Origin of the sequence: Caballeronia humi (assembly GCF_001544475.1) — a bacterium.
Taxonomy (GTDB): Bacteria; Pseudomonadota; Gammaproteobacteria; order Burkholderiales; family Burkholderiaceae; genus Caballeronia; species Caballeronia humi.
Map to the genome: position 1 here is coordinate 138,586 of NZ_FCNW02000010.1, position 22,548 is coordinate 161,133.

At 62.9% G+C, this 22,548-nt stretch carries 25 protein-coding genes; 10 read left to right on the forward strand and 15 right to left on the reverse strand.

The window, feature by feature from the left end; translation table 11 throughout:
- Positions 1-14 precede the first annotated feature (14 nt).
- Together AWB65_RS12965 and AWB65_RS12970 are read right to left on the reverse strand one after the other, a co-directional pair.
- Positions 15-281 (reverse strand): hypothetical protein, encoded by a 267-nt coding sequence (locus tag AWB65_RS12965; protein WP_087667545.1) that lies wholly within the window; start codon positions 279-281, stop codon positions 15-17.
- Entirely contained in the window at positions 281-1,153 is an 873-nt protein-coding gene (locus AWB65_RS12970) for a hypothetical protein (RefSeq protein WP_087667546.1), read from the reverse strand. The genes AWB65_RS12965 and AWB65_RS12970 overlap by 1 nt, the downstream gene beginning before the upstream one ends.
- Positions 1,154-1,519: 366 nt before the next feature.
- Between AWB65_RS12970 and AWB65_RS12975 the strand changes: the two genes are divergently transcribed.
- On the forward strand, positions 1,520-3,127 hold the full coding sequence (locus AWB65_RS12975) for a phospholipase D family protein (RefSeq protein ID WP_087667547.1): 1,608 nt from the start codon (positions 1,520-1,522) through the stop codon (positions 3,125-3,127).
- 15 nt (positions 3,128-3,142) lie between these two features.
- The gene (gene fumC, locus AWB65_RS12980; RefSeq protein WP_087667548.1) at positions 3,143-4,549 is read left to right on the forward strand and encodes a class II fumarate hydratase; all 1,407 of its coding nucleotides are present in this window, start codon (positions 3,143-3,145) and stop codon (positions 4,547-4,549) included.
- A gap of 73 nt (positions 4,550-4,622) precedes the next feature.
- Here the strand turns inward: fumC and AWB65_RS12985 are convergent, their stop codons facing one another.
- The 3 genes from AWB65_RS12985 to AWB65_RS36660 all read right to left on the reverse strand — a co-directional run bounded on the left by AWB65_RS12985 (position 4,623) and on the right by AWB65_RS36660 (position 7,186).
- The gene (locus AWB65_RS12985; RefSeq protein ID WP_159907624.1) at positions 4,623-6,164 is read right to left on the reverse strand and encodes a class I SAM-dependent methyltransferase; all 1,542 of its coding nucleotides are present in this window, start codon (positions 6,162-6,164) and stop codon (positions 4,623-4,625) included.
- A gap of 172 nt (positions 6,165-6,336) precedes the next feature.
- Positions 6,337-6,861, reverse strand: coding sequence for an acyl-CoA thioesterase (locus AWB65_RS12990; RefSeq protein WP_087667550.1), 525 nt, complete (start codon positions 6,859-6,861; stop codon positions 6,337-6,339).
- 181 nt (positions 6,862-7,042) lie between these two features.
- Positions 7,043-7,186, reverse strand: a complete 144-nt coding sequence (locus AWB65_RS36660) for a hypothetical protein (RefSeq protein WP_200821714.1) — start codon at positions 7,184-7,186, stop codon at positions 7,043-7,045.
- A 147-nt stretch (positions 7,187-7,333) separates the two neighbouring features.
- On the opposite strand from AWB65_RS36660, the gene AWB65_RS12995 reads away from it, so the two are divergent.
- Complete coding sequence (locus tag AWB65_RS12995) at positions 7,334-8,071, forward strand: ArsR/SmtB family transcription factor (protein ID WP_087667551.1); 738 nt, start codon at positions 7,334-7,336, stop codon at positions 8,069-8,071.
- Between the two features lie 46 nt (positions 8,072-8,117).
- On the opposite strand, the gene AWB65_RS13000 is transcribed toward AWB65_RS12995, so the two are convergent.
- Together AWB65_RS13000 and AWB65_RS13005 are read right to left on the reverse strand one after the other, a co-directional pair.
- The gene (locus tag AWB65_RS13000; RefSeq protein WP_087667552.1) at positions 8,118-9,092 is read right to left on the reverse strand and encodes a thymidylate synthase; all 975 of its coding nucleotides are present in this window, start codon (positions 9,090-9,092) and stop codon (positions 8,118-8,120) included.
- Positions 9,093-9,252: 160 nt separating this feature from the next.
- Entirely contained in the window at positions 9,253-10,641 is a 1,389-nt protein-coding gene (locus AWB65_RS13005; protein ID WP_087656139.1) for a sigma-54 dependent transcriptional regulator, read from the reverse strand.
- Positions 10,642-11,151: 510 nt separating this feature from the next.
- Here AWB65_RS13005 and AWB65_RS13010 point away from each other — a divergent pair.
- Both AWB65_RS13010 and AWB65_RS13015 read left to right on the forward strand, forming a co-directional pair.
- Positions 11,152-11,436, forward strand: coding sequence for a hypothetical protein (locus tag AWB65_RS13010; RefSeq protein WP_087667553.1), 285 nt, complete (start codon positions 11,152-11,154; stop codon positions 11,434-11,436).
- A gap of 117 nt (positions 11,437-11,553) precedes the next feature.
- On the forward strand, positions 11,554-12,051 hold the full coding sequence (locus AWB65_RS13015; RefSeq protein WP_087667554.1) for a dihydrofolate reductase: 498 nt from the start codon (positions 11,554-11,556) through the stop codon (positions 12,049-12,051).
- A 59-nt stretch (positions 12,052-12,110) separates the two neighbouring features.
- Here AWB65_RS13015 and pmbA read toward each other — a convergent pair whose 3' ends face one another.
- A complete protein-coding gene (pmbA, locus tag AWB65_RS13020; protein WP_087667555.1) occupies positions 12,111-13,481 on the reverse strand; it encodes a metalloprotease PmbA in 1,371 nt (456 codons plus the stop codon).
- Between the two features lie 203 nt (positions 13,482-13,684).
- On the opposite strand from pmbA, the gene yjgA reads away from it, so the two are divergent.
- The gene (gene yjgA / locus AWB65_RS13025; protein ID WP_087667556.1) at positions 13,685-14,287 is read left to right on the forward strand and encodes a ribosome biogenesis factor YjgA; all 603 of its coding nucleotides are present in this window, start codon (positions 13,685-13,687) and stop codon (positions 14,285-14,287) included.
- Positions 14,268-14,891, forward strand: coding sequence for a molybdopterin adenylyltransferase (gene mog / locus AWB65_RS13030; RefSeq protein ID WP_087667557.1), 624 nt, complete (start codon positions 14,268-14,270; stop codon positions 14,889-14,891). Before yjgA ends, mog begins: the two co-directional genes overlap by 20 nt.
- On the opposite strand, the gene orn is transcribed toward mog, so the two are convergent.
- Positions 14,888-15,514, reverse strand: coding sequence for an oligoribonuclease (gene orn, locus AWB65_RS13035; protein ID WP_087667558.1), 627 nt, complete (start codon positions 15,512-15,514; stop codon positions 14,888-14,890). The genes mog and orn overlap by 4 nt on opposite strands.
- 130 nt (positions 15,515-15,644) lie before the next feature.
- Between orn and AWB65_RS13040 the strand changes: the two genes are divergently transcribed.
- Genes AWB65_RS13040 through AWB65_RS13050 form a run of 3 tightly spaced genes read left to right on the forward strand, consistent with a single transcriptional unit; the run spans position 15,645 to position 18,182 of the window.
- Positions 15,645-16,913, forward strand: a complete 1,269-nt coding sequence (locus AWB65_RS13040) for a M48 family metallopeptidase (RefSeq protein WP_087667559.1) — start codon at positions 15,645-15,647, stop codon at positions 16,911-16,913.
- On the forward strand, positions 16,910-17,842 hold the full coding sequence (gene rsgA / locus AWB65_RS13045; protein ID WP_087667560.1) for a ribosome small subunit-dependent GTPase A: 933 nt from the start codon (positions 16,910-16,912) through the stop codon (positions 17,840-17,842). Before AWB65_RS13040 ends, rsgA begins: the two co-directional genes overlap by 4 nt.
- 16 nt (positions 17,843-17,858) lie before the next feature.
- Positions 17,859-18,182, forward strand: coding sequence for a putative signal transducing protein (locus AWB65_RS13050; RefSeq protein ID WP_087667561.1), 324 nt, complete (start codon positions 17,859-17,861; stop codon positions 18,180-18,182).
- Between the two features lie 18 nt (positions 18,183-18,200).
- On the opposite strand, the gene AWB65_RS13055 is transcribed toward AWB65_RS13050, so the two are convergent.
- The 6 genes from AWB65_RS13055 to rpsP all read right to left on the reverse strand — a co-directional run bounded on the left by AWB65_RS13055 (position 18,201) and on the right by rpsP (position 22,401).
- Positions 18,201-19,139: a CobD/CbiB family protein gene (locus AWB65_RS13055; RefSeq protein WP_087667562.1), complete on the reverse strand. Its 939-nt coding sequence runs from the start codon at positions 19,137-19,139 to the stop codon at positions 18,201-18,203.
- Between the two features lie 115 nt (positions 19,140-19,254).
- Entirely contained in the window at positions 19,255-19,956 is a 702-nt protein-coding gene (locus AWB65_RS13060) for a CoA pyrophosphatase (RefSeq protein WP_087667563.1), read from the reverse strand.
- A gap of 86 nt (positions 19,957-20,042) precedes the next feature.
- Positions 20,043-20,429 (reverse strand): 50S ribosomal protein L19, encoded by a 387-nt coding sequence (gene rplS, locus AWB65_RS13065; protein ID WP_087656151.1) that lies wholly within the window; start codon positions 20,427-20,429, stop codon positions 20,043-20,045.
- 132 nt (positions 20,430-20,561) lie between these two features.
- A complete protein-coding gene (gene trmD / locus AWB65_RS13070) occupies positions 20,562-21,332 on the reverse strand; it encodes a tRNA (guanosine(37)-N1)-methyltransferase TrmD (protein WP_087667564.1) in 771 nt (256 codons plus the stop codon).
- A 24-nt stretch (positions 21,333-21,356) separates the two neighbouring features.
- Positions 21,357-22,049, reverse strand: a complete 693-nt coding sequence (rimM, locus tag AWB65_RS13075; protein WP_087667565.1) for a ribosome maturation factor RimM — start codon at positions 22,047-22,049, stop codon at positions 21,357-21,359.
- A gap of 97 nt (positions 22,050-22,146) precedes the next feature.
- On the reverse strand, positions 22,147-22,401 hold the full coding sequence (gene rpsP, locus AWB65_RS13080) for a 30S ribosomal protein S16 (RefSeq protein WP_035925539.1): 255 nt from the start codon (positions 22,399-22,401) through the stop codon (positions 22,147-22,149).
- Positions 22,402-22,548 lie beyond the last annotated feature (147 nt).

Below are 22,548 nucleotides of genomic sequence, written 5' to 3' on the forward strand. Positions count from 1 at the left end.
TTTTCGTTTGGGGGTCAATCGGGTTCTTCTTGCTGCGACACCTTGAGATACGGCTTCAGCTCAGGGTTCGAGATGGCCAGCAAGTTGAGCGTGGCACTGCCGAATCGTCGTGCGAACTCGTCGTCGATCGTGTTGTCGTAGTCGGCCAAAGGGAGTTCCAGGGGAAACAAGCGCTCGGTGACCGCCAGCACCTTCTGCACATCGAGCGTGTACGACACCAGTGACTGTGTTTCTTCCGACCACATCACGACGACGCAGCGCTTTTCGTTGTTGGCGGCCATTAGTAACCTCGACATTGCTGGTAAGCCATAAAGGCTCGCTGCGAACACATATCCATGAAACGTCCTCCTCCCATCGCGCTTTTGTACGCCCGGCACTCGTCCATGTCCCGTTCGAATTGCTGGTAACACTCGGCTTCGTCGGCTTCACTGACTCCGCGCGCCGCAATTTCCGTCACTTCGTCGGATAACGTGCTTTCACCCAGCTCGAACGGCTGCGCATCACCAAGCAGCGTTGAGGGGGAAACGGCGCCGTCTTTTCCTTTGTCTTCTTCCCATTTGGACAAGTCAGGAAGACCGTATTTGCTGATCCAACCCGCGCGGGCGAAGAGAGGCAGCATACCAAGAGGATCCGCCAGAACCGCAGTGTGCATAAACTTCGCATTAATCTCGTCGTTCATGGCCTCGATTTCCTCCCACGGAGTCTCGTTGGCCTGCCATTCCGCAAGCTGCGCCTCATACTGTTCCTGCACGCTCGCATAGCGCGGTGGATCGTAGTCCTCGACGCCCCAGAACGACGTCGTTGCATCGTTATGGGGCGCCCGCGCAAGGCCGTAGTTGCTGACCGGTTTTTCGGGAATCACGACGACACAACCGCCGCGCACCATGTCCATCAGTGTTTCGACGACATCGAGATCCGTGCCGCTGTTGGCGAGCCGGCCGTGCCAATGAAAATTCTCGCTGAGGAAGACGCGCACGCGCTTGACTAGTTCCGCGTCCTTGGCCCACACGTCCGCATAAGCCGACGCCGTGAATTTCCTGCCGGCTTCGACCGATATCTTTCGCGTCTCTTCAAGTTCAAACGCCAGGTAGCGCTCTGCGTTCCGATACAACATGTATCGATGCCACGCGTCCGTCTTGAGTTCTGTCGCCATTCACCGTCCATTCAATATTCGATGGCTGTGGAATCGGGATCGCCACCGGGTTGCACAAAACGATTTCAATCAGCCATCCAAACTATTTTCATGAAACTATAGCGAAATGATCGGACGATTGAAAATTCGTCTATCGATTACGTGATCAGAAATCCTGCCGCAAGCCCAAATCGCTTCTCGCATAACGATTTCCCATAAAATGATCCCCAGATGCCTATCAAGCACGAACCTTGCTATGAGCGAGGTTCCAAGCCGCGCATCGGTGTCACGCATCGCGCGGATAAAAAAAGAGGACAGCTCGTGTTGGAAAGCCGGGGAAGTTCAGCATCTTCAGTACATGCGGCAACGCGTGATCACATAACCAGCATGAGCCGATTCGGCGCGACGGCCGCGGCCGTTCTCGCGCTCACGCTCACAGCCTGCGCGACGCGCCCGCCCGCTACTGCCTTCGATCGCCCCGTCTCTCACGCGCTCGAAGCCACCGCGCCGACGCCGCTCCAGACCGCGCTCGCTCCGCTCGAAACCGCGCATCCGGGCGAATCCGGCGTGCGCCTGCTGCCGAGCGGCACCGACGCGCTGCAGGCCCGCATCGCGCTCGCCCGCGCGGCGACGAAGACGCTCGACATGCAGTACTACATCGCCAACGAGGACAGCACCGGCAAGCTGCTGCTCGGCGCCGCGCTTTATGCGGCGGATCGCGGCGTGCGGGTGCGCATGCTGGTCGACGACCTGAATTTCAAGGACATCGACCAGATCATGGCGGCGCTCAATTCGCACGACAACATCGAGATTCGCGTGTTCAACCCGTTCGGCAGCGCGCAGCAGAGCTTCGCGCAGCGCACGCAGAACATCTTCACGCAACTCGGCCATTTCACGCGCCGGATGCACAACAAGTCGATGATCGCGGACAACCAGATCGCGATCGTCGGCGGCCGCAATCTCGGCGACGAGTATTTCAGCGCGAGCCCGACGCTGCAGTTCCGCGATCTCGACGTCTTTACCGCCGGCCCGGTCGCGCACCGCATCTCGGCGAGCTTCGACGATTACTGGAACAGCGCGCTCGCCTATCCGCTGCGCGCGCTGAACAAGCAAACCTTCGATGCCGCCGATCTCGACAAGACCCGCGACGATCTGCGCCACCACTGGCGCACGCAGGCCGATCCGCTCAACGCGAAGCCGCTGAACCGCACGCCGCTCGCGGAGCAGATCGCGCACGAGCAACTGGAACTCATCTGGGCGCCAACTGAATTCGAAGCCGATTCGCCGTCGAAGATCGAACATCCCAGCGACGACTACAAAAGCCCGCCGATGGAACGTCTGGCCGCCCTGATCAAGGAGGCAAAGAGCGAATTCCTGATCCTTTCGCCCTATTTCGTGCCGCACGAGGTCGGCGTGAAGGCGCTCAGCGCGCTCACGCAGCGCGGCGCGCGCGTCGCGGTGCTGACCAATTCGCTCGCCGCCACGGACGCCGTCGCAGTCCAGTCGGGCTACGCGCCGTATCGCGTGCCGCTCCTGAAAAGCGGCGTTGAACTGTACGAATTCAAGGCGATTCAGGGCGAAGGCGAAGGAAAGCCGACCGCCGGCCTCTTCGGTTCGCAGTCGCGCGCGAGCCTGCATGCGAAGGCGTACGTCATCGATCGGAGTATTCTCGTGATCGGCTCGATGAATCTCGATCCGCGCTCGGCGCTTCTGAATACCGAGCTCGCGCTCGTGATTCACAATAAGACGATTGCGGAACAAGCCATGTTGCTCTTCGAGCGCAGCGTGCGGCCACAATCGGCCTATCGCGTCGAGCTGGCGTCGCCGGATGAGCTCGCGCGGTTGAAGTCGACCGGTTCGCCGGTTTCTCCGCTCATCTGGACGACGGAGGAACGCATCGGCACCGTCACCTATAACTTCGATCCGGAAGCGGGCTTCTACCGCAACGCGATGACCGGTCTTTTCACTTTGCTGCCCGTCGACGAGCAGCTTTGAAGGAGCTTCGAAGCCATGTCTGATCAAGCGTCAAACGATGTACGGCTGGAAAAGGACACTTTCGGCGAAATCGCCGTCCCGAACGCGAAACTGTGGGGCGCGCAGACGCAGCGCTCGCTACAGAATTTCAAGATTTCGAGCGAAAAGCAGTCGCCGGAACTGATCACCGCGCTCGCGATCATCAAGCGCGCCGCCGCCGAAGTGAATGCGGAACTGAAGGTGCTCGACGAGAAGAAGGCGCGCGCGATCATCGAGGCCGCCGACGAGATCATCGACGGCCGTCATCCGGACGAGTTCCCGCTCGCAGTCTGGCAGACGGGCTCCGGCACGCAGACCAACATGAACCTGAACGAGGTGATCGCCAACCGCGCGAGCGAGCTGATGGGCGGCCAGCGCGGTGAAGAGCGCCTCGTGCATCCGAACGACGACGTGAATCGCGGGCAATCGTCGAACGACGTGTTTCCGACCGCGATGCACATTGCTGCGGCCTACGGGATCGTGAAGCATCTGGTGCCGTCGCTAAAAACGCTGCGCGATACGCTCGACCAGAAATCGAAGGCGTTCGAGCACATTGTCAAGATCGGTCGCACGCATTTGCAGGATGCGACGCCACTCACGCTCGGGCAGGAGTTTTCCGGCTATGTCGCGCAACTCGAGCAGGGCATTCGCCACGTCGAGGCGACGCTGCCGCATCTGTATCAACTGGCGCAAGGCGGCACGGCGGTCGGCACGGGGCTGAACGCGCATCCGGAATTCGCGGCGAAGGTCGCGGGCGCGATCGCCAAGCTGACCGGCCTGCCCTTCGAAACCGCGCCGAACAAGTTCGAAGTGATGGCCGCCGCCGATGCGCTCGTCGCCGCGCACGGCGCCCTGAAAACCATCGCGGCGGGCATGATGAAGATCGCGAACGACGTCCGCTGGCTCGCGAGCGGCCCGCGCTGCGGTCTCGGCGAACTGTCGATTCCGGAGAACGAGCCGGGTAGCTCGATCATGCCGGGCAAGGTGAACCCGACGCAGTCGGAAGCCGTCACGATGCTTTGCTGCCAGGTGTTCGGCAACGATGTCGCGGTGAATTTCGGCGGGGCGAGCGGCAATTTCGAGCTGAACGTCTTCCGTCCGATGATCGCGCACAACGTGCTGCAGTCGATCCGTCTCCTCGCCGACGGCGCGCAGAGCTTCAACGACAATTGCGCGGTCGGCATCGAGCCGAACGGGAAACGCATCGAGAGCCTCTTGAACGAATCGCTGATGCTCGTGACGGCGCTCAATCCGCACATCGGCTACGACAAGGCCGCCAAGATCGCGAAAAAGGCGCACAAGGAAGGCACGACGCTGAAGGAATCGGCGCTCGGGCTTGGCTATGTTACCGAGCAGCAGTTCGACGAGTGGGTGAAGCCGGAAGATATGGTCGGCAAGCGCTGAAGTCGGGCGAAAAAAAAGCGCAGCGGCTGGGAGCCGCTGCGCTTCGGTGCTTCGGGCCTCTTGGACTGCAGCCTTATTTCCCGTGCCAGAAGTCGTTGTCGTCGCATAGGGCGAGGAGCGCGGGGCCGGAGTCCGCGAGAATCTTGCGAATCGCCGCCGGCATTTCCTCGCGCGGCGTAATGCGATCGCCGACGTTCAGATTCAGCCCGGTGTTCGACAGCGAACGCTCGACGTGCATGACGATTTCGTCGATTTCGCTCGTCAGCGCGCCCTTCGGGTCGCGCTTCGCGCGCAGCGGCGCGATCAGCAACTGGTCCAGCAAGCCGACCGACACACCGCCCGCGAACCTGGGCGACGCCAGCGCGTCCCACTTCTCTCCGCGTTCCGCCTGATCCAAGAGCACCGTGTTCAGGCGATCGGCGGCCGCGCGCGGCTGCACGTCGCCATACCGGAGGGACGTCTCGCCGACGGCCAGCGAAAAACGCACGATCTGCATGATCGTATCGATGCCGTGGCCGGCGAGTTCGGGCGCATCGAAGAGCTGGTCGAGGGTCATTTCCGGCGCTCGGCGCAGCAGGTCGTAAAGAGGCCGATGCGCTTCCTCGCTGCGATTAACCGATGCATGCTCGAGCTTGGCCGTCGGCTGATACTCGACCTTCACGTTGGCCCACAGATGGATGCGCTTCGCGTGTTCGCGCAGGCGCACGTCGTTGAGCGCCGCCTTGCCGCGCACGAAGATGTCGGAGCGGAACGAGCGATTGCAGAAGTAATCGCGGACTTCCTCGGCGAACATCGGGTCCCGGATCTCAGCGACGACGGCGGCCTGCGCGTCCGTGAGCCACGCGACCGGCTGCATTTGCCCGTAGCGCGCGCTGCCCGCGAACACGAGCTTGGCGTCGGTCAGTTCGTTCGCGATGTCGGTGAAATGGAACGGAGTCCACTGCTCGTGCATGTATTCGTGCACCAGATAGCGCTGATCGGACGTGGCGAACGAATTCACGCGCGCGGCCGCGTCCGGGTTGCGCTGGAAATGCAGCGAGCCCGTATCGACCAGTTCCTTCGCGAAAGCGGCCGCGCCCGCCCAGTTCTCGCCGCGATTGTTCGCATGCATCGTCAGGAGGCGCTGCAGCGGCTGCACCTGCGCGCATGCGGTCTTCGCGTTGTAGCTGATCTGCACGACGCCACCCGGCTTCAGATAACGCGCGAGAAACCGCACGATCTGCGCGCGCGTCTCGTCCGACACCCACGACACGATGCCGTGCAGCGTCACGAAATCGAACATCGGCAGCTCGACTTCGCCGTCGGCGAGCTGGCCGAAGCTGTTCTCGAGGAGCGTGAGGTTCGGCAGCTTCGCGTCGTTGCGGATCGCGGACGCCGCGATGACGTGCAGCGGATTGAAGTCGCAGGCGTAGAAGTCGCCTTCCGGATGGGTCGCCGCGAGGATCAGCGATGTCAGGCCCTGGCCGCAACCCAGTTCGCAGTAAGTGAACTGGCCCTCGGCGGGCGGCGCGATGCGCTGCATCACGAGCGCCGCCTTCAGCCACGTGGGACTCTGTTCCTGATAGTAGCCGGTCGTATACGCGACCGAATTGTTGTAACCCGCAGCCCAGCTCATGCTTGCTCCCTTCATCGATTTCAAGTGGTGAATCCTCGCGGCGCGGCGTTCAGACGCGCCAGCAAGATTGCGCTGCACTATGCCCGCCAGGGACGGATCGATGAATGAGAAGCCTCCTATTTGCCACTGAAATTGACAAAATCAGGGCAAAAGACGGCGCTTTTTAGGCTTTTTAGATCTTGCCGGCGACGACTTCTTCCGGCTTCAACTCGACGATCGCGTCGAGCGCGTCCTTCACGTCCATTGCGTATTTCGCGAGGCGCTTTTGTTCGTCCGTCACCGGGACGAACGCGGGGACCGGCACCGGCTGCCCTTTTTCATCGACGGCGACGAAGACGACGAGACAATCCGTCGTCTGCTGGAGCGTGCCGCCTTTCGGGTCGCCCGCGTGGACGGCGATGTGCAGGTGCATGCTGGTGCGCCCCGTGGCGACGACGCGCGCCCGCAGTTCGACCAGGTTGCCGACGAGAATCGGGCGGCGGAAGCGAATGTTGCCGACGCTCACCGTCACGCAATAGCGTCCCGACCACATGGCGGCGCATGCGTAGCCGGTTTCGTCGATCCACTTCATCAGCGCGCCGCCGTGGACCTTGCCGCCGAAGTTGACCGAAGTCGGCTCGGCGAGGAAGCGGAAGGTGGTTTCGGAGCGGTCGGCCGGGACGGCGTCGGCGGTGGGCGATTGTGTGGGCGTGTTCATGGCGGCTCGCGGTGCGGGGCGGTGCCCGCGTGGGATGTGGGGTGAAAGGATTATAGGGGCACGAAAGGCGTGGCAAAAAGGCCGAGGGCCGGGGCGCACGCCAGGTCCCCGCGCGCAGCCAAACGCGTTTCAAACATCAGGAGCGCGCGCCTTTCGTGCGCCGCTCGAAGCGCGCCGCCGACTACTTGCGGATCGTTACGCCTTGATCGATCGTGCCATACATCGTGATCCCGCTCGAATCACCCGACGACGAAGACGGCACGCCCGAACAGCCCCCACACAGCAGCAACGCGGCACAACCCGCCGCCAGAATGACCTTGAACATATGCATTTCCTTGCAACGGCATCGATAAACGGGGTCAACCATTCTAGCCTCGTCGCCGCTGACGGCGTGCATCGACGTTTCAGGCCGCGCTGAAACATCGGATGCCAGGAGCGGCTAAAGTGAGACGATGAAACCCGAGGAAACATCATGACGCACGATGACGCCGATCCCCGCGCCCGCCATTTCCCTGGACTCTCGCGCATCGGCGCACTGCTCGCCGATCCAGGACGCGCCGCGATGCTGTGGTCGCTGATGGATGGCACCGCGCGCCCCGCCGGCGAGCTGACGATGATCGCTGGGCTCTCGCCGTCGGCGGCGAGCGGCCATCTCGCGCGGCTGACCGAGGGCGGACTGCTCGCGATGGAGGTGAGCGGCCGGCATCGCTACTACCGGATCGCGACGCCCGACATCGCGACGGCCATCGAGGCGCTCGCCAATCTCGCGCACGCGAGCGCGCCGCAGCGCACCCCCGAGCGGCCACCGAGCGCGGTGCCGCTGGAGATGCGCTATGCCCGCACCTGCTATGACCACTTGGCGGGCGAACTCGCCGTGCAGATCTTCGACCGGATGCTCGCGCGTCACTGGCTCGCCGCTGACGGCCGCGAGCAAAACGGCCCGACGCAACTCGAACCCACACCCGAAGGCGCGCGGGAATTCGCGCAGCTCGGCATCGATTTGAAGGCGCAGCGAGCGCGTCGGAGGCGCTTCGCGTGCACCTGTATCGACTGGAGCGAGCGGCGGCCCCATCTCGGCGGTGCGCTCGGCGCGGCGTTTCTCGAAAGCTGCGCGGCGCATGGCTGGCTGGAACAGACGACCAAACGCCGCGTGCTGCGCGTCACGCCCGCGGGACGCAGCCATTTCGAACGGTTTTTGTCGGATCGATAAAAGCAAAACGCGCGGTTGGAGCCGCGCGTTTCATGAAAAAAATCTTTTAAACCGCCATTGGCGCCTTCAGCGCCTCATGATGCCGATACCCTTCGAGCGCGAAATCCGTCGGCTCGATCTTTTCCAGCCATTCCGGCTCGTAGCGGCCTGTTTTCGCGTAATCAGGTACACGATCCGACAAAATCAACTGCGGGCTCGCGAACGGCTCGCGCTTCAACTGCTCGTTGAGCATCTCGAGCTGGTTCTCGTAAATATGCGCATCGCCGATGAAATACGAAAACCAGCGCGGCGTGTAGCCCGTCAGCCGCCCGACCAGATGCAGCAGCGCCGCGCCCTCGGTCAGGTTGAACGGCGTGCCCAGCCCGACATCATTGCTGCGGATATACAGGCAGAGCGAAATCTCCCGCTTCGTCACGTTCGGGATGAACTGATACAGCAGGTGGCACGCGGGCAGCGCGATTTCGTCGAGTTTCGCCGGATTCCATGCGTGGAACAGGATGCGCCGGTCGGCCGGGTTCTCGATGATCGTATCGAGGCACTGACGCAACTGGTCGATCGCCTTGTACAGCAACACCTTCTCGCGTCCGCCCTCCACGAAGCTCGTCACGACCTGATAGCCGCGATTCGTGGCATCGGCGATCTGTTCACCACCCGCGTTCGCGTCGATGACCTTGTACGCCGGCCACTCGCGCCACTGCACGCCGTAGACATCGCCTAGATCGTCCGGGCCCTGGCGATACGGATTCGCGAGCCACTGCGGGTTTTCGTTCGCGTTGGCGTCCCAGACCTTGCAGCCGAGCGCGCGAAAGTCCGCCGCGCTCTTCGATGCGCGCAGAAAACCCACCATCTCGCCGATTGCCGACTTGAACGCGAGCTTCTTCGTCGTCACCGCCGGGAAGCCCTGCTGCAGGTCGAAGCGCAGCATCGCGCCGGGCATGCTGATCGTGCGGATTCCCGTGCGGTTTTCCTGCCACGAGCCGGTATCGAGAATCGTGCGCACGAGCTCGAGATACTTTTTCATTCGATTTCCTTCGACGCGCCTATGCGGCTCGCTCAATTAAAAAGCATAAGAGCGTGATTTTACCAAGGGCACGAAAGGCACGCCGGACGCGACGATCATTGCGAGGGATAAAAAAAACGGGCGCTCGAATGGCGCCCGTCGATGAATGTTTGGGTGTCTCTCAGCCGCGTGTCGCGTGCTCCGTGGGCGCGTCGACTTCGATATGGCGCATGCCGTGCGCGCTCAGCAACCGATACAGCGTCACGCGGGAGATGCCGAGTTCGTGGGCCGCGTCGCCGAGGCGTCCGCGATGGCGCAGCAGCGCCAGTTCGATCGCCTGCCGCTCGGCGGCTTCACGCGCCTGCGCCAGCGACACCGGCGCGACTTCAACGTACTCGCCGAGTTCGAGATCGCGCGCGGTGATCTGCCGCCCTTCCGACATCACGATCGCGCGACGCACCCGGTTGATCAGCTCGCGCACGTTGCCGGGCCAGCCGTAGTTGTGGATCGCGGCAATCGCGCAAGGCGAGAAACCGCGCAGCCGCCGGCTCGCGTCCTTCTTGAAACGGTCGAGCATGTGTTTCGCGAGCAACTCGATGTCCTTGCCGCGCGCGCGCAGCGGCGGCTCGTCGATCTGCAGGACGCACAGGCGGTGATACAAGTCCGCGCGAAAACGCCCTTCGATCATCGCCGTCTGCATATCGACGTGGGTCGCCGAAATGATGCGTACGTCCACCGGCGTCGAGCCGTGACCGCCCAGCCGTTCGACCTTGCGCTCCTGCAGGAAGCGCAGCAGGCTCGCCTGGCTTTCAAGCGGCAGATCGCCGATTTCATCGAGGAAAAGCGTGCCGCCATTCGCCGCTTCCACGCGGCCGATCTTGCGCTGGTTCGCGCCGGTAAATGCGCCACGTTCGTAGCCGAAAAGCTCCGATTGCAGCAGATGCGCGGGGATCGCGCCGCAGTTGATCGCAACGAACGGCTGGTCGCGCCGCGCGGAACGCTCGTGGATCGCTACCGCGGTGAGTTCCTTGCCCGTACCCGATTCGCCGGAGATGAAGACGGGCGCGTCGGTCATGGCGACCTTGCGGATCGAGCGGAAGAGCGCGAGCATCGCGTCGCACGAGCCCACCATTTCGCCCTCGGCGCGTCCTTCGCCGCCGATCGCGCGGGCGTCGTTCGAGGCTGCGTCGTGCAGCGCCACCATGCCGTACGCGTGGCCGACGGAATCGACGATGCGGTCGTTCGAAGTCGGCAACGTCACGTAATCGAAACAGTAATCGCGGATCAGCCTGCGTACGGCCGCGTCTTCCAATTGGCCGGAGACCGTTGCGGCCACCCAGCCGACATTCGTCATAGTGAGCGACGCTTCGAACGCCGCCAGTTCATGCGATTCGAAACGGCTCGACAGGTCGAGCAAGCCGCCGATCGCCAGATCGTTGCGCAGCGACTTGCGCGCCTCTCGCGCGCTCGCCACGACTTCAATGTGCCATCCGCGCTCCTCGAATCGCGCGCATAGCGTCTCGCTTGGATCGCGAGTGACATAAATGAGTTGCCGCCGAGCGACTTCCATTATTCAGATCCTTTCTTCAACGGTAGTTGAAAAGGTCGCGTAGTTCAGGCCCTCTGTACATCGAGACTTCGACGCAAGCACGCTACTCGGTACGACCATGCAATTATTTCAAACACCGTGACCCCCGAAATGCATAAATTACTTTGACGCCTGTGTCCTCCATTACCTTTTGTCTGATTGTGCTATTTTGAGAGACTACTATAACGCAGAAAATTGGAAAACAAATATCCTTAAAAAGTCTCCTCGTTCGCCTCAATCCCTTATCAGGCGGGGCTTTCGGGATTTCGTCATTCGATTAATAAATGCGGTCGTGTCGTTAAAAACACGACGTCCGTCTGTACGCAATTCCACTCATTTCTGCGTCTTTCGGGCGTGCCGTTTCAGACGTGAAACGTTTTCGCCGGCTTTTTATCTCGCGTTCTTCATCAATTTGGGCAACGCCTAACTCCGACAAGGCTTTCAGCGTGATGGCATAAAACTCGCTAAATAAGAATGCCACCGGAGTCAGCAATGTGTATTAAGGCACGTACGTTCGAAAATCCCGATTCGAATTCAACTCTCGTTTTCGCCAATACCGGCCTGACTGTCACCTCTGCGTCGGAGGTTGAATCGGCCGCCGAGGCTGACGTGCGGGAGACGGCGATAGAAACCGGTGTCGTTACGGCCAGTGTTGCGACCATCACGCTGTGGGACGAGATCACGGCGCCCACGCCCGCACCTGCTCCCGCGCCGACGCCGACGCCCCTTCCGCAGCCGGTCCCGGTTCCCGTCGATGCCGGCCGGGTCAGCGCCTGAAAGCGCAACGTCAGATACGCAGCGGAACGCCGATCGGACGCAATCCGCCTCGGTTAGAATTGGGGCCCGCCGCCGGCCTTGGCGCCGGTGCAACCTGGTTCTACCTCTTCCCCTGACATGACGACGCTGACCCTGATCGTCGCCCGCGCGCGCAATGGCGTGATCGGACGCGACAACGACCTGCCCTGGCGCCTGCCGGAAGACCTCGCGTTCTTCAAGCGCACGACGATGGGCTCGCCCATCATCATGGGCCGCAAGACGCACGAATCGATCGGCCGGGTGTTGCCGGGACGTCGCAACATCGTCATGTCGCGCGACGCCGCGCGCCGTTACGAAGGCTGCGACATCGTCACGAATCTCGACGACGCCCTCGTCCTCGCCACGCGGGACGAAGCGCGCGAGGCGTTCGTGATCGGCGGCGCGCAGTTGTTTCGCGATGCCATCGGCCATGCGGACAAGCTGGTCGTCACCGAGATCGATGCCGACTTCGAAGGCAACACAAAGCTCGATGCGATCGATCCGTCGCAGTGGATCGAGGAATCGCGCGAGACGCACCGCGCCGCCGCGCCGAACGATTTCGAGTACGCGTTCGTGGTGTATCGGCGCAAGGCTTGAGCGAGCGCCAAAGAAAAAACCCCCGGCTAGCGGGGGTTTTTACAGGCACTGAAGCAGGGTTATTGCCCCGCGATCGTCATCTTCTCGATCAGCACCGAGCCGATTTCCTTGTTGCCGCGCACGACGGTGTCCGCGCCGACCGCCTCGATGTGCCGGAACATCTCCTGCAGCGTGCTCGCGACCGTGATTTCCTCCACCGGATACTGGATCTTGCCGTTCTCGACCCAAAATCCCGACGCGCCGCGCGAATAATCGCCCGTCACGTAGTTCACGCCCTGCCCCATCAGCTCGGTCAAGAGCAAGCCAGTGCCGAGCTTCTTCAGCATTTCCTCGAAATCGTCCTCGGGCTTCGTCAGCGAGCTGCGCATCGACAGATTGTGCGACCCGCCCGCGTTGCCGGTCGTCTTCATGCCGAGCTTGCGCGCCGAATACGTCGAAAGGAAATAGCCCTGCACGACGCCGTCGTCCACCACGTTGCGATGCTGCGTGCGCACACCTTCCTCATCGAACGGCGCGCTGCCCATGCCACCGCGCACGTGCGGATCCTCGACCACCTGGATGTGCGGTGCGAACACCGGCTTGCCGAGGCTGTCGACGAGGAACGTCGTCTTGCGATACAGCGCGCCGCCGCTCACCGCCTGCACGAACGAGCCGAGGATGCCCGCCGCGAGCGGCGCTTCGAACAACACGCGGCACTTGCGCGTATCGAGGCTGCGCGCGCCGATGCGCGAAAGCGCGCGTTCGGCCGCGTATCGTCCGACGGCTTCCGGCGCCGCCAGATCAGCCGCGCTGCGACGCGACGTGTACCAGTCGTCGCGCTGCATGTCGCGGCCGCTGCCGGCGATCGGCGCGCACGCGATGTAGTGGCGCGAGTACGGATAGCCTGCGAGGAAACCGCGCGAAGTGGCGAGCACGAACTGCGAGTGCTGCGCCGACACGCTCGCGCCTTCCGAATTCTTGATGCGCGGATCGACGTCGAACGCGGCGGCTTCGGCGCGACGCGCGATCTCGGCGGCTTCCTCCGCATCGATGGCCCACGGGTGATAGAGATCCAGATCCTGCGGCGACTTTTCGAGCAATTCCTCTTCAGCGAGACCGGCGGCGCTGTCCTCGGCGGTGAAGCGCGCGATGTTGTACGCCGCCGCGACCGTGTCCTTCAGCGCTTCGCGCGAGAAGTCCGCCGTGCTCGCGTTGCCGCGCTTCTTGCCGATGAACACCGTGACGCCGACCATCTTGTCGCGGTTGTGCTCGATGGTCTCGACTTCGCCGCGACGCACGCTGACGGAAAGACCGTCGCCTTCGGAGATTTCGGTGGCCGCATCGGTCGCACCGAGTTCCTTCGCGTGACGCAGGATGTCGGACGCAATTTCCTTCAGCTCGTCCTGGGTGTGCGGGAAAAAGCGTTGCTTGACGTCCATGTCTGCTGCCATTTTTCGTGACCTGTGGGAGTCGGGCCGACCGTGGCCCGCGGGTTCTCGTTACGTAGGATCGCTGCTGCGTCGCTGCAAGCTTCGCGTATCACGCGATCATAGCAAGGTCGGCGCGGCTTCACTCGCCATCGTCGAACGGGGCGGCCGCGCGGTTCGACGCATCGCGGGAAAACCCCTGCAGGCGGGCAAGCTACAATATCGATATGAACCGTAAAACCCGCATTCAACCGATCGAAACCGCGCCCGCCACCGAGCAGGACGTGGACGATAACGGCTACGACCGTCCCAGCAAATCCCAGTTGAAGCGCGACATGCACGCGCTGCAGGAACTGGGCGAGGCGCTCATCGCGCTGCCGAAAGATGCGCTGAAGCGCATGCCGATGCCCGAAAAGCTCGACGAAGCCGTGCGCGAGGCGCGCCGCATCACCGATCACGAAGGCAAGCGGCGCCAGGTGCAGTACGTGGGCCGCGTGATGCGCTCGCTCGTCGATGACGAAACCGCCGCGTTGCGCACCGCGCTCGACAGCTATCGAGGCGTGAATCGCGCCGAGACGGCGAAGCTGCACTGGATCGAGCGCACGCGCGAAAAGCTGCTCGCCGACGACGCCGCGCTGACCGAATTCATCCGCCAGCATCCGGGCGTCGATGCGCAGGAAGGCCGCACGCTGATCCGCAACGCGCGCAAGGAACGCGAGCAGCAGAAGCCGCCGCGCTATTTCCGCGAACTGTTCCAGTGGATCAAGAACGCGGCAGGCGTGGAAGACGACGATGCCCCGGAAGACGACGATGACCAAGCCGACGCGTAATCATCCCGACGAATTGATCGTCGGGCTCGTGTCGATTAGCGACCGCGCGTCGGCGGGCGTGTATGAGGACAAGGGGATTCCGTCGCTGGAAACGTGGCTCGGCGAGGCGCTTGCGTCGCCGTGGCGCACCGAAACGCGCCTGATCCAGGACGACGCCGCTACGATTTCCGCGACGCTCATCGAACTGGTGGATGAGGCCGGATGCGACCTCGTATTGACGACCGGAGGCACTGGCCCTTCGCGCCGCGACGTGACGCCCGAGGCGACGCTCGCCGTCGCTACGAAGCCGATGCCAGGCTTCGGCGAGCAGATGCGCCAGATCAGCCTGAACTTCGTGCCGACGGCGATTCTGTCGCGGCAAGTGGCCGTGATCCGCGAAACCGCCGATCACGCCGCGCTGATCATCAACCTGCCGGGCCAGCCGAAATCGATCCGCGAGACGCTGGAAGGCCTGAAAGACGACGAAGGCAATACAAGAGTGCCCGGCATCTTCGCCGCGGTGCCGTATTGCATCGATTTGATTGGCGGGCCGTATATCGAGACGCAGCCGGAAGTCGTGGCCGCGTTCCGGCCGAAAACCGCGATCCGGCCAGCCAAAGCTTAGGAGGCGGCTGCTTCGCCGTCAGCCGAAGCAGCCGTCGGCGCCGACGGAATCAGGAAATGCTCGCGGTAATACTTGAGTTCGTCGATGGATTCGTGGATATCGGCGAGCGCGGTGTGCATCGCTCGCTTCTGAAAGCCCTTGTAGATCGCCGGCTGCCAGCGGCGGCACAGTTCCTTCAGCGTGCTGACGTCGAGATTGCGATAGTGGAAGAACGCTTCCAGTTCCGGCATCCAGCGCGCCATGAAACGGCGGTCCTGGCAGATCGAATTGCCGCACATCGGCGACTTGCCCGGCGGCACGTATTGCCCGAGAAACTCGCGAATCTGCCGCGTGGCCTCGGCTTCATCGACCGTCGAGGCGCGCACGCGCTCCGTCAGTCCCGAGCGGCCGTGCGTGTTGCGATTCCACTCGTCCATCTTGCCGAGCGCTTCCTCGCTCTGGTGAATCGCGAGGACCGGCCCTTCCACCAGCTTGTCGAGCGTCGAATTCGTCACGACGACCGCGATTTCGATGATGCGGTCGTTATCGGGTTCGAGCCCCGTCATTTCCATGTCGAGCCACACGAGGTTCATGTCGCTGCGCGCGAGGGTCTGTTCGCTGGAAGAGTCGAGGATGTCGGTCATGTAGGAAGCCTGGATGGGGGTAGGCGCCGCGCCGCTGGAAAGTCGCGCCGGGCAAAAAGCCCGCTGCGGCGGCCGGCGCGAGCGCGGCCAAGAACCTATAATTCTCGCATAGTTCAATCGGAATCCTCGGATGTCCAATCTCAATCTCGTCGTCTCCGTGGTGTTCGTCGTTGCGCTCGTCGCGATGGTCGGAACCAAGCTCTGGCTGGCCTCGCGCCAGATCCGCCACGTCGCGGCGAACCGCAACGACGTGCCGCAGCAATTCACCGGCACGATCGCGCTCACCGCGCACCAGCGCGCCGCCGACTACACCGTCGAGCGCACGCGCCTGACGATGATCGAAGTCGTCGTGAGCGCGGCCGTGCTCGTCGCGCTGACGCTGCTTGGCGGCGTGCAGCTGCTCGATCTCGCGATCAGCGGCTGGCTGGGGCGCAGCTATCTCGGGCAGATCACGCTCGTGGCATCCGTCATCGCGATCACGAGCCTGATCGACCTGCCGTTCGATTACATCCGCCATTTCGTGATCGAGGAAAAATTTGGCTTCAACCGGATGTCGAAAAAGCTTTTTTTCGTCGATCTGGTGAAAGGCGTGCTGCTCGGCATCGCGGTCGGCTTGCCGCTCTTGTTCGTCACGCTCTGGCTGATGGACCGCGCGGGCGCGTTCTGGTGGCTCTGGACGTGGATGGTCTGGGTCGCGTTCCAGTTGCTCGCGATGATCATCTATCCGACCTTCATTGCGCCGCTTTTCAATAAATTCGAGCCGCTGAAGGACGAAGCGCTGCGCGCGCGCATCGAAAACCTGATGTCGCGCACCGGCTTCGCGGCGAAGGGCCTGTTCGTGATGGACGGCAGCCGCCGCTCCGCGCACGGCAATGCGTATTTCACGGGCTTCGGCGCGGCGAAGCGCATCGTTTTCTTCGATACCCTGCTCGCGCGCCTCTCAGGCAGCGAAATCGAGGCCGTGCTCGCGCATGAGCTCGGCCATTTCAAGCGACGTCACGTGCTGAAACTGCTGATCGTCATGTTCGCGATCAGCCTCGTCATGCTCGCGCTGCTCGGCTGGCTCGCGCAGACGGTGTGGTTCTACGAAGGCCTCGGCGTGCGTCCGTCGCTCACCGGCGGCAACAACGGCCTCGCGCTGGTGCTCTTCATGCTCGCACTGCCGGTTTTCATGTTCTTCGTCACGCCGCTCGGCAGCCTCAGTTCGCGCAAGCACGAATTCGAAGCCGACGCGTTCGCCGCCAGCCAGACCGATCCGAAGGACCTCGTCAATGCGCTCGTCAAGCTGTACGAGGACAACGCATCGACGCTCACGCCCGATCCGCTCTACACCGCGTTCTACTATTCGCATCCGCCAGCGTCGCAGCGGATCGACCGCCTGATGCAGCACGCCGCATGACGGGGCGCACGGCGAAGGCGTCGCGCGCATCGGGTACGCGGATCGAAGGCACGGTGATCGCGGCGCACGGACGGCACTATCTCGTCGCCCCCATCGATGGCAGCGCGATGCTGCAATGCTTCCCGCGCGGCAAGCGCAGCGAAGTCGCAGTCGGGGATCGCGTGATTTACGAGCAGTCGTCGGCGGATCAGGGTGTGATCGTCGAGATTGGCGAGCGGCGCAACCTGCTTTATCGATCTGATCAGTTCAAGTCGAAGCTCTTCGCGGCAAATCTCGATCAGTTGCTCATCGTGCTCGCCACCGAGCCGCATTTCAGCGAAGACCTGCTCGGCCGCGCGCTGATCGCGGCCGAGGCGCACGGGCTGGAACCGCTCATCGTGCTGAACAAGATCGACGTCGAAACGGCGTTGCCGCTCGCGCGGAAGCGGCTCGCGCTGTATCGGGGGCTGGGATATACGGTGGTCGAATTGTCGGCGAAAGTCGCGCCGGGCGCCGTGCATCCACAACTCGACGCGCGCCTGAAAGACCGCGCGACGCTTCTCCTCGGCCAGTCGGGCATGGGCAAATCGACGCTCGTGAATATTCTCGTGCCGAACGCGGAAGTCGCGACGCGCGAAATATCCACGGCGCTCAATAGCGGCCGCCACACGACCACGTTCACGCGTCTTTACCCTTTGCCGGGCGGCGGGTCGCTGATCGATTCGCCGGGGTTCCAGGAGTTTGGGCTGCACCATTTGTCGGAGGGGCAACTGGAGCGTGCATTCGCCGATTTCCGGCCGTATCTCGGCAAATGCCGCTTCTACAACTGCCATCACCTGCACGAGCCGGGCTGCGCGATCCTCGAAGCCATCGACGAAGGCGCGATCACGCCCGAGCGCCACGCGCTCTACGCGCAACTCGTGCACGAAGCCAGCCAGATCGTTCGATGACACTCGGCGCCTCGTCATGAAGCGCCTCACGCGCGCGCCGAACCTGATCACGGCCCAGCATTGGATGAACGTGCTGTCGACGGCGGGGGTGCCGTGTCAACTACACAATCGCTATCTGAACGGGGCGCTCGGCGAGATTCCGGCGGATCAGTGCGCGCCGGAAATATGGATCGTCGACGATCGCGACGAAACGCTCGCCTTGCGGATTCTGGAGGGAGCGCGCAACGGGCCGGCGTCGAATGCGCGGCCCTGGCGTTGCGCGAAGTGCGGTGAAGTGCTCGAAGCGCAGTTCACCGTGTGCTGGCAGTGCGGAACGGCGCGCGATCCGCTGAACGATTGAAAGCGACTGAAGCGCGGCTCAGGCAAGCCAGACGGCGATCGTGAGCATCAGCAAGAGCAGCATCCACAGAATCACCGCGCGCCACACGAGCCCGACGGCCGATTGCAGCGTGCGCGGTGTGCAGTCGTCGCCGACGGGCAGCGGGCTCGCATCGCCGACAGCGAGCGCTTCCACGCTCAGCGGCTCGGCGAGCGGCCCCGCGAGCCGCGCGCCCAGCGCCCCGCTGCCCGCCGCGAGCAGCACGCCTTCGTTCGCATCCGGCCATTGCCGCGCGTGATTGCGCCACGCATAGATCGCGTCCTCGAAGTTGCCGACGATCGCGAACCCGAGCGACGTCAACCGCGCCGGCACCCAGTCGATGAAGAAGAACGCCTTCCGCGCAAACGACGAAAACGGCGCCGAACGCTCCTCACTGGGCGTGCCCCACGACCGCGCGAGATACTCGGCGATCCGGTAGAACACCGCGCCAGCCGGCCCGACCGGGATCAGGAACCAGAAGAACACACCGAACACATGCCGATGCGACGCCACGACCGCATGGACGAGCGTGTGGCGCACGATTTCGCTGACGGGCATGTCGACGGTGTCGAGCCCGGTCCACTCCGCGAGCACTTCGCGGGCGCGCGGAACGTCGTCGTTATTGAGCGCGAGGTGGATATCGGTGAAATAGTGGCTGAACTGCCGGAAACCGAGCGTGAAGTACACGATCACGACGTTCCACAGGAACGCCAGCACGAAATTGATCCGGAACAGCACGTAATAGATGAGGCCGACCGCGAGCGTCCACGGCAGCACGACGACGAGCCACGCGAGAATGCCGTGCTTCTGCTTGCCGGCATCGAACCCATGCGCGGCGGATTCCGCATGATATTTGAGCAGCGCGGCGACGGGATTGTGCGGCGAGAGCGCGCGCACCTGCTCGATGATGAGAGCCAGCAATACAGAGAAAAAAGTCATGCGAAGCGCCGAGACATTCGGGTTATACGAATTTCGCGTAACGATAGCACAGGGCCACACGCGTTTAGTGCACTAACGAATTGGCCACCATAACGCCTGGCTTGCCCTCGCGCGGTCACGCCGCGAGGAAGCGGTAGAAATTGCGCAACATGCCGGCCGTTGCGCCCCAGATGAAATACGGAGCCTGCTTTTCACTGGCGGCGTAAGGCATCGCAAAAAAACGACGCTCGCCGTTTTCCCACTGGAAGAGGCGCACCTGGTGATTCGCGGGGTTCATCAGCCAGGCGAGTGGCACCTCGAAGATGTCGGCAACTTCGAGCGTATCGGCCTCGAGCGCGAACGGCGGATGCACCAGCGCGACGACCGGCGTCACGCGAAAGCCGGTGCCCGTCAAATAGTCAGGCAGCGCGCCGAGCACCTCGACGTGCTCCGACGCCAGTCCCACTTCCTCTTGCGATTCGCGCAAGGCGGTGGCGGCGGCATCGGCGTCTTCGGGTTCACGGCGCCCGCCCGGGAAGCTGATCTGTCCCGCGTGTTCCGAGAGGTGATCGGCCCGCTGCGTGAGCAGCACCGTCAGCCCCGTTTCGCGCACGACGAGCGCCACAAGCACCGACGCCACGCGCGGATCGCCGCCGATCGCCTTGATCCGCGCCTCGGGCGCTTCCTGCGACCAGTCGAGCGTCTGTGCGAAACGCGCGCGCAGGCCTTCGGGCGTCAAGCGCTCCGGGGGCACGGGCCGCAGATTGTCTCCGGTCGAAACGACGGGCAGAAGTTCAGGCTCGAGGATGCGCGGGGTCGATTGCTTGCTTGGGGACACAGAGGGAACGGAGGGAGGCGGAAAACCAATTTGAACACACCAAAGAAAAAAGCACCCAAACGGGTGCTTTTTCCGGTGTGCAACTCTTAAGCCTTGGAAGCAGCACGGTCCTTCGAGACCAGCTTTTCCTTGATCCGAGCCGACTTGCCCGAGCGATCGCGCAGGTAGTACAGCTTTGCACGACGCACGTCACCACGACGCTTCACGACGATGCTCGCGAGCAGCGGCGAGTAGGTCTGGAACGTACGCTCGACGCCTTCGCCCGACGAAATCTTGCGGACGATGAAATTCGAGTTCAGACCACGATTGCGCTTGGCGATCACGACGCCTTCGTAAGCCTGGACACGCTTGCGCGTACCTTCGACCACGTTGACGCTGACGATCACCGTATCGCCGGGAGCGAATTCGGGGATGGTCTTTTCGCCGAGTGCGCGCGCGATTTCTTCCTGCTCGAGTTTTTCAATCAGATTCATGATTGTTTCCTTGTGCCATCTTGCCGGAGTTGTGTGCCTCGCATTGCGTGGCCCCGGTAGAGGATGGGTTTGCAACTGGCGCCTTCCTTCGGACGGCGCCGCCTGGGTTCCCGCGACGTCCGGATCGCCGGCCTAGTCGGCCTTCGATGCCTCTTTCGCGAGATTTGCGAGCCATACCTCGTCGGCACGGCTCAACATCTTGTTCCTGCGCGCCCGCGCAATCAGATCGGGGCGCTTCAACAGCGTGTTCTTCAGCGCTTCACGGCGCCGCCACGCTTCGATTTCCTTGTGATGGCCGCCGAGCAGCACATCGGGAACGCGCGCGCCTTCGTATTCCTCGGGACGCGTGTAATGCGGACAATCGAGCAGCACGTCGACGAAACTGTCCTGCACCGCCGACTGCGAATCGTTCAGCACGCCCGGAAGCTGCCGCACGACTGCGTCCATCAGGGCCATCGCCGGCAACTCGCCGCCGGACAACACGAAATCGCCGAGACTCACTTCTTCGTCGACGACGCGGTCGATCAGACGCTGGTCGATCGCTTCATATCGCCCGCACAGCATGATGAGACCCGGCTCCTGCGCGAATCGCATGACGCGATCGTGGTCGAGCGTGGCACCTTGCGGCGACATCATCACGACCCGCGAACCCGCGATTCCCTGCTGCGCCTGCGCCGCTTTCGCCGCGGTAATCGCGTCTTCGAGCGGGCGCGCCAGCATCACCATGCCGGGACCACCGCCATAAGGACGATCGTCGATGGTCCGGTAGTTGTCGGTCGTGAAATCGCGTGGATTCCACGTACGCAGACCGAACCGTTCCTGCTTCACCGCCCGGCTGGTGATGCCCCAGTCGGTCAGCGCGCGAAACATCTCGGGAAAGAGCGTCACGACATCGAACTGCATCGCTCTCTCCGTTCGTTACAGGTTTTAATAGTCGGCGTCCCAGTCGACGACGATCTTCTTCGCCGCCTGATCCACCGCCTTCACATACACGCCGACAAACGGAATCAGCCGCTCGCCGGTGGTCGGCTTGCCGTCTTTCGACGTCGCCGGATATTCGATGCGCATGATGGAATGCGCGCCGTTGTCGATCATGTCGGCGACCTGGCCCAAAACCACGCCCGCCTCGTTCACGACATCGAGGCCGATCAGATCGACCCAGTAGAACTCGTCTTCGTCGGTGAGCTTCGGGAAGTCGCTGCGCGAAACGTGCACCGTGTGGCCGCGCAGCGCGAGCGCTTCATCGCGGTCGCCGCAGCCAGCGAGATGCGCGACGATCGTGTCGCTATGCACCTTCGACTGCACGCAACGCGCCGACTTGCGATCCGCGCCCTTCACGAGCCACCAGCGTTTCGCGGCCAGCATCGCGTCACCGCCGCGACCGGCATTTGCGTGCGGCACGACCTTGACCCAGCCCTTCAGGCCATACGCATCGACGACGGCACCGACCTCGATTGCATCGTCCGGCAGGTTTTCGACCGGCTCGATGACGCCCGCTTGCTCGCCGCCAGAAACGTCAGCAGCCACGCGGCGCGCTCCCGGCTTGCGGACGAACGCACCGAACGTGGCAGCCTCTTTGCCTTCCAGCTTCGCCGCTGGCTTCACTTCACGCGCGGACATTGGCGAATCCTTCAGCAAATCTCGACCGAACCTCGGCAGCGAATCTCGACTGGATGTTGCGCGCTGGCTTGCAGCGCGCGCCACCGCCGAACTTCACTTAGGCAGCCGGCTGAGCTTGTTGCGATTGCTTGACCAGCCGCTCGACGGTCGGCGACAGTTGCGCGCCAACGCCTTGCCAGTAGGTCAGGCGGTCTTGCGCGATGCGCAGCGATTCGCCTTTGGTCGCGACGGGGTTGTAGAAACCCACGCGCTCGATGAATCGGCCGTCACGGCGGCTACGCGAATCGGTTGCGACGATGTTGTAAAACGGGCGCTTCTTGGAGCCGCCACGAGCCAAGCGGATGATGACCATGCTGAAATCCTTAGAAAACCGGGGTTCGGAACTACCAGAACACGCGATTATAGCGGGAAACCGGAGCCTTAACAAACACTTAACCGGATTAATCGCGACATGTGCCGACGACGCGAGGCGCTTCGCCTTCGACGGGACGGGAAATGG